The sequence below is a fragment of the Arthrobacter sunyaminii genome, assembly GCF_018866305.1.
In the GTDB taxonomy this organism is placed as follows: domain Bacteria; phylum Actinomycetota; class Actinomycetes; order Actinomycetales; family Micrococcaceae; genus Arthrobacter_B; species Arthrobacter_B sunyaminii.
This window is the reverse complement of sequence record NZ_CP076456.1, coordinates 2,332,603-2,349,391: the sequence shown is the minus strand read 5'-3', so window position 1 is coordinate 2,349,391 and position 16,789 is coordinate 2,332,603. Positions and strand designations below refer to the sequence as shown.

13 protein-coding genes are annotated in these 16,789 nt (G+C 63.4%); 8 read left to right on the top strand and 5 right to left on the bottom strand.

The annotated features are described in order from the left end of the window. Positions 1–140 precede the first annotated feature (140 nt). From leuS to KG104_RS10465, 3 genes are read left to right on the top strand one after another with little or no spacing between them, the layout of a single operon-like run. Positions 141–2,639 (top strand): leucine--tRNA ligase, encoded by a 2,499-nt coding sequence (gene leuS / locus KG104_RS10475; protein ID WP_372434131.1) that lies wholly within the window; start codon positions 141–143, stop codon positions 2,637–2,639. 46 nt (positions 2,640–2,685) lie between these two features. Continuing rightward, a complete protein-coding gene (locus KG104_RS10470; RefSeq protein WP_207346973.1) occupies positions 2,686–3,681 on the top strand; it encodes a DegV family protein in 996 nt (331 codons plus the stop codon). 8 nt (positions 3,682–3,689) lie between these two features. Then, positions 3,690–4,070 carry a hypothetical protein gene (locus KG104_RS10465; protein ID WP_207346972.1) on the top strand — a complete coding sequence of 127 codons (381 nt, stop codon included), beginning with the start codon at positions 3,690–3,692 and terminating at the stop codon, positions 4,068–4,070. 14 nt (positions 4,071–4,084) lie between these two features. Here KG104_RS10465 and KG104_RS10460 read toward each other — a convergent pair whose 3' ends face one another. Beyond that, on the bottom strand, positions 4,085–4,579 hold the full coding sequence (locus KG104_RS10460) for a hypothetical protein (RefSeq protein WP_207346971.1): 495 nt from the start codon (positions 4,577–4,579) through the stop codon (positions 4,085–4,087). Positions 4,580–4,814: 235 nt separating this feature from the next. Between KG104_RS10460 and KG104_RS10455 the strand changes: the two genes are divergently transcribed. Continuing rightward, on the top strand, positions 4,815–5,339 hold the full coding sequence (locus tag KG104_RS10455; RefSeq protein WP_237685171.1) for a hypothetical protein: 525 nt from the start codon (positions 4,815–4,817) through the stop codon (positions 5,337–5,339). Between the two features lie 489 nt (positions 5,340–5,828). Here KG104_RS10455 and KG104_RS10450 read toward each other — a convergent pair whose 3' ends face one another. The 3 genes from KG104_RS10450 to KG104_RS10440 form a co-directional block, all read right to left on the bottom strand. Continuing rightward, the gene (locus KG104_RS10450) at positions 5,829–6,326 is read right to left on the bottom strand and encodes a hypothetical protein (protein WP_207346970.1); all 498 of its coding nucleotides are present in this window, start codon (positions 6,324–6,326) and stop codon (positions 5,829–5,831) included. Positions 6,327–7,226: 900 nt separating this feature from the next. Next, positions 7,227–7,820 (bottom strand): EamA family transporter, encoded by a 594-nt coding sequence (locus tag KG104_RS10445; RefSeq protein WP_237688579.1) that lies wholly within the window; start codon positions 7,818–7,820, stop codon positions 7,227–7,229. 115 nt (positions 7,821–7,935) lie between these two features. Then, positions 7,936–8,898, bottom strand: coding sequence for a LysR family transcriptional regulator (locus KG104_RS10440; protein WP_207346969.1), 963 nt, complete (start codon positions 8,896–8,898; stop codon positions 7,936–7,938). 194 nt (positions 8,899–9,092) lie between these two features. Here KG104_RS10440 and KG104_RS10435 point away from each other — a divergent pair, with 194 nt between their 5' ends. The 4 genes from KG104_RS10435 (at position 9,093) to holA (ending at position 16,378) form a co-directional block, all read left to right on the top strand. Next, positions 9,093–10,247, top strand: a complete 1,155-nt coding sequence (locus tag KG104_RS10435) for an LGFP repeat-containing protein (RefSeq protein ID WP_207346968.1) — start codon at positions 9,093–9,095, stop codon at positions 10,245–10,247. Between the two features lie 1,339 nt (positions 10,248–11,586). After that, positions 11,587–12,420, top strand: coding sequence for a helix-hairpin-helix domain-containing protein (locus tag KG104_RS10430; RefSeq protein ID WP_237685170.1), 834 nt, complete (start codon positions 11,587–11,589; stop codon positions 12,418–12,420). A 10-nt stretch (positions 12,421–12,430) separates the two neighbouring features. Continuing rightward, on the top strand, positions 12,431–15,232 hold the full coding sequence (locus tag KG104_RS10425) for a ComEC/Rec2 family competence protein (protein ID WP_207346967.1): 2,802 nt from the start codon (positions 12,431–12,433) through the stop codon (positions 15,230–15,232). 108 nt (positions 15,233–15,340) lie between these two features. Next, positions 15,341–16,378, top strand: coding sequence for a DNA polymerase III subunit delta (gene holA / locus KG104_RS10420; RefSeq protein ID WP_372434130.1), 1,038 nt, complete (start codon positions 15,341–15,343; stop codon positions 16,376–16,378). A 116-nt stretch (positions 16,379–16,494) separates the two neighbouring features. Here holA and rpsT read toward each other — a convergent pair whose 3' ends face one another. Then, positions 16,495–16,755 (bottom strand): 30S ribosomal protein S20, encoded by a 261-nt coding sequence (rpsT, locus tag KG104_RS10415; protein WP_104054078.1) that lies wholly within the window; start codon positions 16,753–16,755, stop codon positions 16,495–16,497. Positions 16,756–16,789 lie beyond the last annotated feature (34 nt).

The window sequence follows — 16,789 nt, the reverse complement described above, 5'->3', positions numbered from 1 at the left end:
CGCGGCCCAGCCCCTTGCCTGCCGAGGGGCTTTTGTGTGTCTGGGGGAGAGCGTGACGAAACTTGAGTTTAAGCGGCGGGACCGGCACGGACCGGCAACCGCGGATCAACAGGATTTCTTTGAGGACAGAGGCGACAACAGTGAGTACGCAGTCACAGACGGATGAGTCTGAAGAGGCCGTATACAGTTTTGCGGACATTGAGCAGAAGTGGCCGGCGGTCTGGGACGAGCTGGGTGTCTTTCAGCCCGCCGACGACGGTTCCAAGGAACGCCGCTATGTTCTGGACATGTTCCCGTACCCCTCCGGTGACCTGCACATGGGCCACGCCGAAGCGTTTGCCATGGGCGACGTCGTCGCGCGCTACTGGCGCCAGCTCGGCTACGACGTGCTGCATCCGATCGGCTGGGATTCCTTTGGCCTGCCTGCAGAGAACGCCGCGATCAAGAACAACGCGCACCCCAGCGACTGGACCTACCGCAACATCGACACGCAGGCCGCGTCGTTCAAGCGCTACGCCATCAGTGTGGACTGGTCGCGCCGGCTCCAGACCTCGGACCCTGAGTACTACCGCTGGACGCAGTGGCTGTTCAAGCGTTTCTACGAGCGGGGCCTGGCCTACCGCAAGAACTCTCCGGTCAACTGGTGCCCCAAGGACCAGACCGTGCTGGCCAACGAACAGGTTGTCAACGGCGCCTGTGAGCGCTGCGGCACCCAGGTCACCAAGAAGTCGCTGAACCAGTGGTACTTCAAGATCACCGATTACGCCGACAGGCTGCTGGATGACATGGAGCAGCTCAAGGGCCACTGGCCCGAGCGTGTGCTCGCCATGCAGAAAAACTGGATTGGCCGTTCCGAAGGCGCGCACGTCCGGTTCACCATCGAGGCCGACGGCGACAAGCCGGCCGAGCAGGTCACCGTCTTCACCACCCGCCCGGACACCCTGGCCGGAGCGACGTTCTTTGTCGTCGCAGCGGACGCTCCGCTGGCGGTTGAGCTGACCACCGACGAGAACATGGACGCCCTGCTGGCTTACCGCGAGCAGGTCAAGGCCCTCTCGGACATCGAGCGCCAGTCCACCGAGCGCACCAAGACCGGCATCTTCACCGGCCGCTACGCCATTAACCCGCTCAACGGCGAGAAGCTGCCCGTCTGGGCCGCCGACTACGTGCTGGCCGACTACGGCACCGGCGCCATCATGGCCGTGCCCGCGCATGACCAGCGCGACCTGGACTTCGCCAAGACCTTTGACCTGCCGGTCAAGGCTGTCCTGGACACCGGCGAAGAGGATCCGGCAGAGACCGGCATCGCCACCACCGGCGAAGGCACCCTCATCAACTCCGGCAAGCTGGACGGCCTGCCGAAGTCCGAAGCCATTCCCGCCGCCATTGAAATGCTCGAGGAACAGGGCACAGGCGAGAAGTTCGTGAACTTCCGCCTGCGCGACTGGCTGCTCTCCCGCCAGCGGTTCTGGGGCACGCCCATCCCGATCATCCACTGCGAGACGTGCGGCGAGGTTCCGGTTCCCGATGACCAGCTGCCCGTCACTCTGCCCACCGGGCTGAAGGGCGAGGCGCTGGCACCCAAGGGCACCTCTCCGCTGGCTTCCGCCGAGGACTGGGTCAACGTCTCCTGCCCCAACTGCGACGGCCCGGCCAAGCGCGACACCGACACCATGGACACCTTCGTGGACTCCTCCTGGTACTTCATGCGCTTTGTTTCCCCGCACTACACCGACGGACCGTTCGATCCGGAGGCCGCGAAGAACTGGATGCCGGTCGGCCAGTACGTGGGCGGCGTGGAGCACGCCATCCTGCACCTGCTGTACGCGCGCTTCTTCACCAAGGTGGTCCATGACATGGGCCTGCTGGAAGCCAGCGAACCGTTCAGCTCGCTGCTGAACCAGGGCCAGGTCCTCAACGGCGGCAAGGCCATGTCCAAGTCGCTGGGCAACGGCGTTGACCTGGGCCAGCAGCTGGACAAGTACGGCGTGGACGCCGTGCGCTTGACCATGATTTTCGCTTCCCCGCCGGAGGACGACGTCGACTGGGCGGACGTTTCGCCGTCGGGCTCCGCGAAGTTCCTGGCCCGCGCCTGGCGCCTGGGCCAGGGTGTCACCAGCGAACCCGGCGTCGACTTCGCCAAGGGCGACAAGAAGCTGCGCGCGCTGACGCACCGCACGGTTGCCGATGCCGCCGAACTGCTGGAGAACAACAAGTTCAACGTGATGGTGGCCCGGACCATGGAACTGGTCAACGCCACCCGCAAGGCGATCGACTCCGGCGTCGGCGGAGCGGACCCCGCGGTCCGCGAAGCCGCCGAGACCGTGGCGATCATCCTGAGCTTGTTCGCCCCGTACACCGCCGAGGACCTGTGGGCTCTGCTGGGCCGTCCGGCCTCCGTGGCGAACGCCGGCTGGCCGGCCGTGGACGAAACCCTGCTGGTCCAGGACACGGTCACCGCCGTCGTCCAGGTGCAGGGCAAGGTCCGCGACCGCCTGGAGGTGCCCGCCGACATCAGCGAGGAGGATCTGCGCGAACTGGCGCTGGCCTCGGACGCCGTGCAGAAAACGCTCGACGGCCGCGGCATCCGCACCGTGATCGTGCGCGCTCCGAAGCTCGTGAACATCGTTCCGGCGTAGGCTGGCCCTCACGACAGAACACCGTGCACGCTGATTCGGGGGACCTATGAACGTGGACTGGCTGGACAAGCTGTCCGCGCGCGCCAAACGGGGGCGGCTTCGGGAAACCGGGACCGGGACCGCCCCCGCACCCCGGGTCGGCGTGGTCACAGACTCCGCCGCTGCGCTGCCGGAAAACTGGGCTCAGTCCGCCGAGGTCACCGACCTGGTGCGCGTAGTGTCCATGCCGGTCATGATCGGCGACCAGATTTACAGTGAGGGCACCGACCGCATGATCGGCGCCCTCGCGCTGGCTCTGGCGCAGGGGTCCGACGTACGGACCTCCCGTCCCGCGCCGGGGCAGTTCGAGGCCGCCTATGCAGAGCTGGCTGCGGCGGGCTGTTCGTCGATTGTCTCGCTGCATCTCTCCGGCGAATTGTCCGGAACCGTGGATTCCGCCCGGCTGGCGGCCCGGACCGCTGCCGTTCCCGTGACCGTCATCGACACGGCCAGTGTGGCGATGGGCGTGGGTTTCGCCGTCGCCGCCGCTGCGGAAACGGCGCGCGACGGCGGAACAGCGGCGGCCGTGGCCGATGCGGCACGCGCAGCGGCGAAGTCCGCCAGCATACTTTTCTACGTTCCCAGCCTGGAGCAGCTGCGCCGCGGCGGCAGGATCAGCGCCGCCGCCGGCTGGTTCGGCACCCTGTTTGCGGTCAAACCCATCCTGGTGGTGCGTGAGGGCAAGGTGGTTCCGCTGGAACGGGTGCGGTCCGCGCCCCGTGCGCTGGCCCGGCTCACCGAACTGGTCCGGCAAAACATCACCGCCCGCACCGGCCGGGTGCGGGTGGCAGTGCATCACTTCGGCAATGAAGTGGAGGCCGAGCGTCTGGCCGGAACCATCGCGGAGGCCGCCCCCGACGTCGAACTGATGATCTGCTCGCTGCCCGCCGTGCTGGCAGCCCATGCCGGACTGGGTGTGCTGGCCGTGGCGGTCTCCGGAGATTCCGGAGCTGCACCGCAGGTGCAGGTTTCCGGGCCGGAAGCCGGACCCGGAAGCAGCTAGGCCTATACGTGGTTGCTCCCGCCGCCGTCGTATGTTTAGGTGAAGCACTGGTTGGACCAAATGCATTCCCTGGAGGAAAAGTGGCGGGAACAGAACCATCAAGTCTGTATCGCCGAACATTGCGTGCAGGAATTGTCCTTGGCGCGGTAGGCCTTCTCGTACTGGTGCTCACTGACCCGTTCATTCGGAACTTCTGTGCGCTCAACTTCAACGGTGAGAACGGGTTCTTCGTGGTTTTGACCCAAGTATATTTACACGCCCCGCAAGTTTGTCTCACTTTTTCGGCTGCTTTGATCTCCGCTGCATTGGTAATGCGCCACATTGATGCCGCGAAGGTCAATGCCGCTCCATCAGGGCGGCACCAGCCGTCCGACGATTTTGGTGCCTGAAGGGTATCTGTGCCTCAGACGCGGGCCTGGACAAGATTTGCGAACGGCAGTTTGCCGTAAGCCTGCAGGAACTGCGCGTGGTATGCCGCCAGCGCCGGATTGAGCTGTTCAGCCGGCAGCTCCTTCCATGCCAGGAGAAGGTCTTCCGAGTCCGCCAGCTGCCAGATCAGCCGGCCGTCCCAGTGTCCCGGCGGCAAGCCGTTTCCGAAGTCCACAAATTCAGAGATCTGGCGCCGGAGCCCGCGGTTGCCCTTGCTGCCGGGGCTGGCTTTTCCAATAAACAGTATGTCCGCGTTCGGCACCCACTCAGCGGTGAGCTTGTCTTTAGGCAGAGAAGGGTTTTTCGTTTTGAAGACGCCGGCCGTGCTGGTGCGGAGGAACCGTGGTTCAAAGCCTTGCGGCCTCACAACAGCGAAGAGTCCCTGCCGCTGCGGGATCCGATTGATGTCCAGGGTGTTCACGGACCGGAATCCGGTGAACCCGTCGGTCTGGAGGGACTTTTTATTCAACGGGTTCGGGCTCCTGGATAGGGGTGGGGGCGTGCGCAGGCCCGGAGATCGGGTAATGCGCACCGTCAATCTTACCGGGCCGCTCCTTGGGCAGACAGCAAGCGAACAGTGGCCGCTGGTGCAATAGGCGGTAGATTATTTCAAGCATCATCCGGGGTGGAACTGCTCCCGCTCCCCGAACACACGAACGATAGGCAGATCAAGGATGTCCCTGGAGGCCGCTCTCAACATAGCCATGACCCTGGCAATTGCAGCACTTGCCTGGTGGGCGCGGAGGTACCTCAACCGGGCCAAGGATTATCCGGAGCGGGTGAGGATGCCTAAGTTCATTGCCTTTATAGGGTGGCTGTTTGTTGTAGTGGGGCTTCTTATGGGGATATGGGCCTTTACCTGGCCCGAAGGCCCGCTCGGTGCCCGAATCGCTTCGGCGGCGATTCTTGCCGGTGGAATCGGTTTCATCGCCATGTACCGCAATTTCTACATCGTGACTGGACCCTATGAGGTGGTTTTCCGCAGTGTGCTCGGTAAGGAGCAGGTCATTCGCTACCGGGAGATTGCGCATTACAGCGTGGCTCCTTTGAGAGGTCAGCAATTCCTGGACGTGAGGTCCGTTCACGGAGTGAAGCTCAGCATGAACATCAGCGCCTACGATCTGAGGCCCCTGTTGCGGGCCATTGATTATCGCCAGGCCACGGGTCGCTGGCCCGTCCCTGTTGATGCTCCGATTTCGGAATCTCCCTCAGCGACGGACCTGCGGTAGCCCGCCTGATGTCCCTGCACAGGGAGTTCGGATGTGACGGAACAGCCCTTGTTCTACACACATCCCGGACTCTTTCATCGGCAGGTCCCGGCGCCGCTCTAGCTTGGGCGGTATGGCAGAACACCGCTGGGACACGGCATCCTCCACCGCAACGCGAACGCCCCGGCGGCGCTGGCTCATGTCCTTGCGCGGTGCTGTCCTTGCCGTCTGTCTGCTGATCGGCCTCACGGCAGGCGTCACCGTGCTTCGTGGCGGTGGAACAAATGCGGAGGTCGGCAGCGTTGAGCTCGCTGCGGGGGAGGTGAACTCCACCCCGCGCCCGGAGTCCGGGACTGACGCAGGCAATGAAAATGGGCCCGATCCGGCTCCAACATCCGATGTAACCGGCTCTGCCAGCGAACCAGCGCCGGGAACGGGGACGGCAGAGCAAACCGCTGTTCCGTCTGTTCTGGATGGGAGGCTGGCGGAACCGCTAACGCGAACCAGACGTCACTGCTCTGCGTGAACCCATACCTCCACCTTGGCGAGCATCACCTGATGGGTTGGGAGATCGATGGTCGGAATCGTATGCGGATCGTCGACAGCTATGCCCATCCAGCGCTCGGGCAGCGTAAGCTTTAGCCGATCGTATGACGGTTCGTTCTTCTGCCACACAGGTGCTGAGCCGGGCAGCTCGAGCTTCTGACGGGTCTGTATCTCATATTCTGGCAGGGTGCGCAACGAGGTACGGCGCGTGAGTGGTTTCTCCCGGTCACCGAGACTAAGACTGACCTCCACAGTGCGAACGCGGTCTGCACGCATGTAGGAAATCCAGCTGGCGCCATTGCCATTAAGCACGCACACTAGAGCGATCTGCTGAGGACTGTCGAAATCCAAGGTGATCGAGTCATCGAACGAGCCTAATGCATCTAAACTGAAGTCCTCGCTGTCGGGGGATGCAGTAGTTGGCACCCATCCGGAACCAGGACGACCATCGAAGGCATGCATGGCCGTTTGACCATCGTACGCAGGTATGTCCCTGAGGATCCGCACAAGTGGGATCGACGTATTTCCATTGACTCAACGCGCGGTCGAACCAAGGAGTCAACGGTGCGATCGCGATGGCGGCCACCGCTCCCAGAAGCGTTATCAGAAGCGTTGCCAGGGCTTTCGCCACCACTTTCAGCGCCGCCGTAACCCATCGACGCCTGTACCACGGTGGCCGCGGAATATTAGGTGCGGAACTGGTCATGGCACATTTTTTGCTCTCCCGGGGGGGCAAGTCAAGGTTTGGGGAGACGGATCAAGGCGAGACAGGTAACCCGCACGTAGCCAACCACTTTTAAGGGGTCTGAGGGAGCACGGGTGAACGAAAACGATGGTGGTCTCAACCAGTCAGTGAACGATCGTTCGAGATACTCTCGATACCGCAACGAACAAGTGCGGTCAGCGACCGGCTTGCGGACGCGCTGTTCACGAGCGACTGCGTCTTTGCAGGGTCACGGAAGACCGCGTAAAGGTCGGCCAGAGCGACGCCGTGAATCAAGCAGGTCAGCGACAACCATGCGACCGAGCTGGCCTATGGCGGCGGCGGTGAGGGCATAAGTGGTCATGAGGTGCTCCGGTCCGTACTAGACGCCACCGCGGATCGATATGCGCGGTGGTAGGGATCGGCTTACGGGCAGGCGGACCGGGCTAGAAGCCGTGCTCTTTATTCAAATCTGCCATGACAGTTCGGGTGCTCCGCGTCCTATGGCGGGACATGCGGGTCACGCTTGGGGATCGTTCACCGTGCGTTTTCTGCTCCCGGAGTGGTTTGGAGGGAAGCGGGATATGGGATGGCCGTCGTGTTCGGTGGTGGTCGGAGCGTGCTCAGGACGAGGGTGCTGAGGATGATAGTCGCCCCGATTAGTTGACCGGGGTCAGGGCTTGGCTGAGGAGTGTCCATCCTGCGAGGGTGGCGACGAGTGGGCTGAGAAGACCCAGGATCGCCGTGGTTGATGCTGGTAGAAGGTGTATCCCGCGGAACCAGAGGGTGTAGGCCAGGGCAGTGCCGATGACACCGAGGTAGAGGTACCCGGCGATGTTCGGCAGGGTCAGGGCCGGTGGTGGGCCTTCGACGAGGAAAGCGATGGGGGTGAGGAAGAGTCCGCCGGCGACGAGTTGCCAGGACGTGGTGGCCAACAGGGTGTCGGGTCTGCCCCATTTCTTGGTCAGGACCACACCGCACGCCATGGCGATCGCACCGCCAAGGGCGGCGATGACCCCGATGAGATCGAGCCGGGCTTGGGATTGGAGGACGAGCATGGCCACACCGATCAGGCCGGCAATCCCTGCCGTGAGTTTTGCCGGTGTCAGTTTCTCTCCGATCCAGCCGGAGGCGATGACCGCGATCAGGAGCGGTTGCACGGCCCCGACGGTGGCCGCGACCCCACCGGGTAACCGGTATGCAGCGATGAACAGCAGTGCGAAGAACATCCCGATGTTCAGGGAGGCCGGCACAACAGCCGCCTAACCTTGTGACGGCGGCTGCGGGACTGTTCCGCCGCCGCAGTCCTGGCCCGGGCTGCTAAACCTTCGTAGCTGCCTGCATTGGACAGTCTTGCGGTTAATGCGGTTATGAGTTCGCTGGGGCCGCTACCGCTTGAGAGCCATCCGGTACTTCCTGTGAGTGAGTGGTCACGAAGGCGGCGGTGAGTACACGGAGGGCTTCAATCACCGTCAGGACTTCATCGCGTTCGTCGTGACGCCGACGCACGGCAAACAAGGGTATGGATGGAACATCCCGCAACGGGAGGGCCGTCAGACCCGGACGCACCATCGGAACGAGCGTGGCGGATGCGACGGTTGCTGCCCTCCCATCCAGCACTGCTTTCTGGACATCGGCCAGCGTCCGGGCGCTAACGTCTACTGTGGGTGTGTCTGCCGGATCTCGGAGGTCGCCCAGAAGCCACGGTTTCATCCAGCGGGTTGTGGCGGTTGGTTCCCGGATGAGAGGGAGATCCGCCATATCCATAGCGCGAATACGTCTCTCCCCGGCAAGTTCATGGTGCACAGGCACAAGCAGCACCCTGCCCACCCGCATCAACACTGTGGTTGAGAGGCCAGAATGATCAAACTCTCCGGTGCTGAGAAGAACGTCTACGCGGCCCGTCAGTACGCTTTCCTCCACCCGGCCATAGGGAACGCTGCATGCCTGCAGGCGGCAGGTTGGGAGAGTCTGAGCGATGGCAGTAACCATGGTTTTCCATGTCGGCACGGGTATGTGGTCGGAGGGCGATCCGGGAATGCCCAAGTGGACGATGGGGCTTCCCTCCCCCTGAAGCGCATGTCGGCGAGCCTCCCGGGCATGGCGCAGGAGTTCGCGGGCGTGGCTGATGAAACGGTCTCCGGCAGGCGTCAGCTCAACATACCCGCCTGGGTCCCGGTCAATCAGCCGGACACCGACTTGTCTCTCCAGCCGGGCGAGGCGTTTGGAGAGTGCGGAAGAGCTGAGGTTCAGGCAGGCTGCAGCACGACCAAAATGCCTCTCATAGGCGAGTACGACGAAACTCTCTACGCAGGACAGGTCCAGATCCATGGAGGCCTCCGTGCTCAACCAGTATGAGTGAGCGCAGGCTGTAGGTCTGGGCATGAGTAACCAGGCAGGTAAAGCATTTCAGCTCGCTTTCGTCAAGCGGTTTTTCCCGATGCGACTAGGTGCGCTGAACGTTGTTCTTCCCTCCATACCATGGTGCCAACCAACCAGGTTGATCGGTAGAGGAGCTGATGGTAATGCGTCAAAACACAGACCCAATATCGGGTGGCGGAAAGTTGGATGTTCGTCAAACACCTGATGTTGCTACACGGCCGTTGCGCCAGGACGGCCGCATTAAGGAAAAATACGATGCATTGGGTGGGGTCGCAGCACTGGGCGAGCCGGTGGACAAGACCATTGGTCAAATCTGGACGCTGCCCGATGGAAAGTGCATCTGCTACGACGACCACTCGTCGGCCGCCTACCTTGTCCATGGAGCTATTTACCAAAAATGGGTTGAAGTTGGGGGACTGAACTACGGTGCACCGAGCACGGACGAGCTGCCCACTCCAGACGGAGTAGGCCGATTCAACCACTTCAACGGGGGAACCGCCTCCATTTATTGGACACCGGAAACCGGCGCCCATGCCATCTACGGCGACATACGCAAGCTCTGGTCTGAGCTGGGCTGGGAGACCTCCTATCTGGGCTACCCCACGAGTGATGAGCAGAACTTTCCCGAAGGCGGGCGGGCCAATTCCTTCCAGCATGGAGACATCTGCTGGTGGCCGGACACCGGGGCGAAACACCTCGGTGATGTGGTGCTCCACTTCACCGGTTTCTACTGCTTCCGGGAAACCGGAGAGGATGCCGGAACTGGGGCTGACGAGACCTATGCAGTCCTGGGAGTGTTCACACCAGTGGGACAAAACCGTGTCACAACCCGGGTCTATGAGGGCGTGAACTCAAACCACTCCCAGCCAGACTCGATCGAGCTGTGGCGCGGGCGGCCATACGGCATGGAAATCAACATCCATCTGATGGAGCACGACTTCGGCGATGTGAGTGAAGACCGCAAGAACATGGAGGAAGCCTTCCGGATGGCGCACGACGAAGGCGTCAAAGCCCTTAAAAGCATCCCTGTCGTGGGCCCAATTGTTGCCGTGGCGGCCGATGCGCTTCTTGGGAAGGTCGTGCCCGAACTCGGCGGAGCCTTCTTCGACCTCTTTGACCTGGGAGATGACACGATCGGCAGAACAAACATGCGTGTCAGTGCCCGCGACATGGTGCTGACAGCCACGCGTCCCGAAGGAAACTCCGAGTTCCACGGGATTGGTTACCGCATCGAAAGTCCGTTCCTCAACGGCAATGGGGGGTCTTACAAGCTGTACTTCGGCCTCGTACCTGCCTGATCTTCGTCATAGAGAACCCCCAACCGCCACCCCTCCTGGATGAGGTGGCGCTTAGGGTCCGCGAGCCTGTGAATCCGGAACTCTGTCAGTCCGCTAGCCTGTGAGCCACGTCTGCCCAAGCAGCGAAATCGTTTCGCTCCCCCGACCGGATGACCGCCTCTGCATCCAGGACGTACCCGAGTGACAGCTTCTCGTGGACTGCCTCAACTGGAGCGGGGAAACGTCCGGTCAGATCCCGGCATGCGGGACCAGATGTGGGTGCCCCGCCCCCGACCTAGACGCCTGCCCGGAACCCGTCCCATTTGGGCTCGCACCGATACCCGGACCCCGCTACGCCGACCAACGGCACTTGAGCTGCCCCCGCCGGCGGGTGGTGGTGGAGTCTTCGCGCTTGCCCTGCTGGCTGCGTCCCCTGCAACGCTGCTGCTCATCGGACGCCCCCTGAAGGGCCTGGACGAATGGGCCCCGGGCAGAGCGACGGATGCCCCGGAAAAGCCCGCGGGCACCGGCAAGGCGCCGGACAAGCCTGAGCCCCCCCTGTACCTGGGCCCGGGGGCAGCCGCTCCCAGGAGTTCCGCACTAGATACAACATCCCAGCCGATGCAATCCTCGCCCGCTTCCCCGGCATCGGCTACGTATCCTGAACGCGACGCCTTCCGAGCTTCGCCTTGGCAATCGGACACGGATAACGAGACAGGCTCTCCTGGCGTGTCCCATCTCAGTTCCCGGTGTCTCTCATTCCATGAATTCCTGACCGACGCGTATGTCACTTCTCGCGAGCGGTCAGGATTGTGGTGGTACCGCGACACAGAAGACGTGCAGAGCCCCAAAGGCACGCTTTAAACTGTGCCTTTCGAAGCGGAACAGCTTGATGCGCTGCTCGATTCCGCCCCGGATTTCGAAGCGGGTGCTGCTTTCTTTGTCGGAATTTGTCGTTCCCCGAAAAGTCCTCGACGGCGACTCTGAGCGGTGCTGTACGGTCTGCAGACACTTCAATCCGCAACGGACGCCACAATTCGCCGACGACGCCTTCGAAGCGTATTCGTTTTCCCAGATCCTTGTTCGCATCTGGCGGCAGCCTGAGCGGGTTCGGCTCAGCAAGGGTGCCGATCAATGTGTCGGTAGGGTACCCGTGCCGTTGGGTCATCGATTGTCATCAAGTCGCCGGCCGCTGGTCCGTCCTGCCGAGGTCCATCTTCGGAATTTCGGCAGTGACCCAATCGTGGTAGTCCGCTCATCTTCCTGCACAAGGTGCTCAGACGAGCTGGAACAGCAGATGTTCTGCACACAGCCCGTAATCTCGCAGCGGCCTGTCCCGGCGGCGCCTAGTTTGGGTCCCATGGCAGAACACCGCTGGGACACGGCACCCTCGACCGCACAGCAAGCACCCCGGCGCCGCTGGCTGATGTCCCTTCGGGGCGCTGTCCTTGCCGTTTGTCTGCTGATCGGCCTGACGGCAGGTCTCTCCGTACTCCGGGTAGGCGGTACGGATACGGAGGCCGGCAGCGTTGAGCTCGCTGCGGGAGAGGCGAACTCCACCCCGCGCCCGGAGTCCGCGACTGCCGCAGGCAATGAAAATGGGCCAGAGCCGACTCCAACACCCGATGTAACCGGCTCTGCCGGCGAACCAGCGCCGGGAACGGGGACGGCAGAGCCAACCGCTGTTCCGTCTGTTCTGGTCATCCATGTCGCCGGCGCGGTCAGCCGTCCCGGAGTGGTGCGTGTTCCTTCCGGCAGCAGGGCTGGCGATGCAGTGGATGCCGCGGGAGGAACGACAACCGACGCCGATCTTGCCGCGGTGAACCTGGCGGCTCCACTGCAGGACGGAATGATGGTGGTTGTTCCCCGCATTGGAGAAAACGCGGGAACTCCGCCGCCGGTGTCGGGCATCGATGGGGCGGGTGCGCCGGAAAGCGGGCCGGGCGCCGGTGGAACCGGTGCCGGCGGACCAGGCGGCACCGCGGGAGCAGACAGTTCAGGAGCTTTGGTCAACATCAACTCCGCCTCATTGCAGGAACTTGATTCCCTGCCCCGGGTTGGACCCGTGATTGCACAGCGGATCATTGATTGGCGCGAGGAGCACGGCAGCTTCTCCCGGCCTGAGGATCTGGATGCGGTTCCCGGCATTGGTGAAGCCATGATGGCCGCTCTGCTGCTGCTCATTACCGTCTGACAGCGGCTTCATGATGGATGGCAAAGGCTCCGCCGACGAGCCAGAGTCCAGTGACGACGTGCTCCGGGTGCAGGGCGTGGATGGTTTCCACGAGGGCCGGAGGGTTCGGGTCAGCGGCTGGCACCGGTACACGGCCGCCGCGCTTCGGGGGGACGTCCAGCCTCCCGGCACGGATGCACCGGAGCCTCCCGGTCCGTGGCCCCCTGAGGCCCCTCGGGTTCCTGCGATGGTTTCGCGCGGCCACTTCCGTCCCGGTGTCAGCAGGGTTGCCCAGCGGATTCGTGCCCTGGTGCCGGAAAGGCCTGCTGATGCACGAATCCATCCCCTGCTGGAGTTCCGGCTGGTGCCGGTAGCCGCCGCGGCCTGGGCGGCGGCGTTCCTCGCAGTACGCCTCCCTGGCCATGAAGCAAGAGTGCTCGGGGCGATCCTGGCTCTGGTATCGATCATCCTTCTGGTCCTGGTCCCGGCACTGCGGCGGACAGGAAGCCGCCGGACTTCAAGCCAGGAAAGCAGGCTTCATAGCCGCAGCGGGATGTTCGTCCGGGCAGTTGCGGTTCCGGCCGCTGCTGCCGCGCTGGTCTGTGTTTGCGCCGGCGCCCTGACCGCGGAACGGACGGCCGGGCCCATCGCTGCAGTCATCTCCGAAGGCAGGACGGTCACCGGCGAGTTTCGTGCGTCCACGGATGCCCGGGCCGTGGCGGCCGATCGCTTCAGCGGCGATTCCCGGTACATCACCGAGGCAGTACTTCAGCAGGCCACCAGCGGCGGTCAAAGGTTCTCCGCTGCCGCAACAGTCTTGGTGATCGGCGGCAGCGGCTACTCGGACATTCAGCTCGGAGACCACTTCGCTGCGGCCGGATCGCTGCAGGCCACGGATCCCGGTGAGCGTTCAGTGGCCCTGCTGTACGCAAACGGCCAGCCTGAGGTGGAAGCCGCCGACGGGTGGTACGGCGAAACGGCACGTATACGCCGAAGCTTCTCAGCTGTGGCAGCTGAACACGCCGGACTTACGGGCAGGGACGCAGCAGGTCTCTTGCCCGGGATGGTCCTGGGGGACCGCAGCACGCTGGACGACGCGCTGGAAACAGCCATGAAAAACACCGGACTCACTCATATCACAGCTGTTTCAGGAGCCAACTGCGGGTACTTATTGGCGTTCGTTTTTCTGATGGCGCGGGCTGTCAGACTGCCGCGGGGCTGGGCCGCCGCGGCCGGAGTAGCGGCGCTGCTGGGCTTTGTGCTGGTGGTACGCCCGGATGCCAGTGTCCTGAGAGCTGCGGTCATGGGTAGCCTGGGGACCATCGCCGTCTTGTCCGGACGGGGAAAGCTGCCGGCAGCTCTGCTCTGCCTTTCCATTACGGTCCTGCTGGCGGTGGATCCTTGGCTCAGCGGAAGCTACGCCTTCATCCTCTCGGTGCTGGCAACATCCGGGTTGATCCTGTTGGGCCCGCGGTTGACGGAACTATTGGCCAGACGGCTTCCCTGGCCGCTGGCAGCCGCCCTGGCCGTGCCGATGGCGGCACAGTTTTTTTGTTCACCGGTTCTGGTGCTCCTGCAGCCGCAGGTTCCGGCGTTTTCCCTGCCTGCGAATGTAGCCGTGGCGCCCGTCGTGCCGCTGGTGACGGTGGTCGGAATGCTGGGTGCCGTTGTAGCGGCCACGGTACCGGTTGCGGCCGGACCGTTCGTGCTGATTTCCGGTGCAGGTGCGGCCTGGACGGCAGGCGTGGCCCGCTTCTTTGACGGGCTTCCCGGTTCGCTGGTGCCGTGGCCATCCGGCGTTGCGGGCGTGATCCTGATGGTGCTGGCTGCCGGCACCGGTGTCTGGCACCTGTGGCGCTTTGGGTCGTCGCCGGAGTCAATGCAGCCGGCCCGCTCTGCATCGGCCCGTTCTGCACCGGTCCGCTCTGCCCCTGTCCGCACCAGCCGACACCTGGCCCTTGCTGCAGCACTGTTGCTACTACCAGCCGGCGCTGCCGCCGTTTGGACCCAGCTGCGCCCAGGACCTGCGCCCACTGAATGGATGGCCGCTGCCTGTGATGTGGGTCAGGGCGACGGACTGGTCGTGAGGACGGCAGCACATCGTGCCGTGGTGATCGACGCCGGACCCGATCCGGATTCCATGGATAACTGCTTGAAGCGGTTGCAGGTGGAAACCGTGGACCTTTTCATCCTGTCCCATGCCCATTTGGACCACTACGGAGGAGCCGAAGGTGTGCTGCGGGGCAGGGAGGTGAACCACGTCGCCTATTCGACGGCTGAAGCGGATCTTCCCGACCCCCTGCGGACACTGCTCGCAGACTCCGGAGCCGAACTGACCCGGATGGCCGAGGGCATGACCTCTCAAGCCGGCGCCGTGGAATGGGAAGTGCTGTGGCCACCCGCCCGGGGTAGACAGGCTAGTGAAAACGACGCGAGCTCCGTGATCCTGATGACAGTGGGGCCGACGGTGGAACCTGGACGGGACGTGCCGGAGGGACCCGGTTTCACAATGCTGCTTACCGGGGATATTGAGGAGGATGCATCCGGTGCCCTGCTGTCCCGGCATGCCTGGCTGCGCGATGCCGGAGTGGACGTCCTGAAAGTACCCCACCACGGAGCCCGCAACGGCGGTACCGGGCTGATCGAGGAACTGAATCCGCGCCTGGCACTGATCTCCGTTGGCGCCGACAATGAGTACGGTCATCCGGCAGCGGAAATTTTGGAAGTTCTGCAACGGTCAGGAACCGCCGTCGTGCGAACAGATGAACTTGGCTCCATCAGTCTGGAGACGGACGGATCGTCGTTGACATGGGATCGCTTGGACGGGCGTTGAGTCGTTGCAGCGACTCAGCCCTAAAGGTGCCGGCGGGAGCTGGCAGGTAATGTTGGAGTGTTCCCAAACGTCATTTCCGATTGTTCCCATCCCAGGAGTTTGTTCACTGTGAATCCGGCCGTTCCGTCCAGTAAGCGCAGTGCCGCGAAGTCCACCGGCAAGTCTGCGGGAAAGATTGTCTCCTGGCGTGAGGTGGAACCCGCTCCGGTGGTGCTGCTCAGCGGCCCTGAGGATTATCTGGCCGGCCGCGCCATGGAGCGGATCCGCGCTACCCTGCGCCAGGACCAGCCGGACACGGAAATCGTTCGCCTGGACGCGGCAACCTATGCCGCCGGTGAACTGATGCTGCATTCGAGCCCGTCGCTCTTCGGTGAGGCCAAACTCATCGAGGCCTCGAATCTTGCCGCCATGAACGATGAGTTCCTGACCGACACGCTCGCGTATCTCACGGACACCGCGCCCGACACGGTGCTGGTGCTCAGCCACGGGGGCGGCAACCGCGGCAAGAAACTCCTGGATGCGGTCAAGGCCGCCGGAGCTCCGGTGGTGGAGTGCCAGCCGTTCAAGAAGGACGCCGAGAAGCTGGACTTTGTGGCCCAGGAATTCAAAGCCGCCCGACGGCGGATCGACCCGGCAGCCTCCCGCGCCCTGGTTGCCGCAGTGGGCTCCAAACTGGCGGATCTGGCGGCAGCCTGCCGGCAGTTGATCAACGACGCATCCGGCGAGATCAGCGAAGAACTCGTGGAGAAGTACTACGGCGGCCGGGTGGAGGCCACTGCCTTCAAGGTGGCCGATGCAGCGCTGGCCGGACGCGGGGGACAGGCACTGTCCATGCTGCGCCACGCCCTGGATACCGGCGTCGATCCCGTTCCCCTGGTGGGCGCGCTGGCCATGAAGGTGCGGGCCGTGGCCAAGGTGGCGAACCTGCGCGGCTCCTCGGCGTCCATGGCGAAGGAACTGGGCATGGCGCCGTGGCAGGTGGACCAGGCGCGGCGCGACGCCCAGCACTGGTCGCAGGAATCCCTCATCAAAGCCGTTCAGGTGCTGGCTGAAGCTGATGCACAGGTCAAGGGGGCCGGACGCGATCCGGTATACGCCGTCGAACACGCCGTGACAGTCATCTCGCTCGCTGCCGCCGGACGCTGACCTGCCCCGGCGAAAGCCGGGACCCCTGCCACTGGCTAAGGCCCGCCGCTTAAATCAGTCTGGCCGGCCCCCGAAGGGACCGGCCAGACCGATAAGACTAATGCAAGAACAACGCCTTAGAGCGCGTTGACCTTCTTGGAGATGGCCGACTTGCGGTTGGCAGCATTGTTCTTGTGGATAACACCCTTGCTGACAGCCTTGTCCAGCTTGCGGCTGGCAGTGGCCACTGCTGCGACTGCTGCATCCTTGTCGCTGGCCTTCAGGGCAGCGTCAACGGAGCGGATTGCGGTCTTCAGCTCGGACTTCACCGAGTTGTTACGCATGCGCGCCTTCTCGTTGGTGAGGATGCGCTTCTTCTGGGACTTAATATTGGCCACTTATATAAACTCTCTTTGTATTGCGGACTTGGTC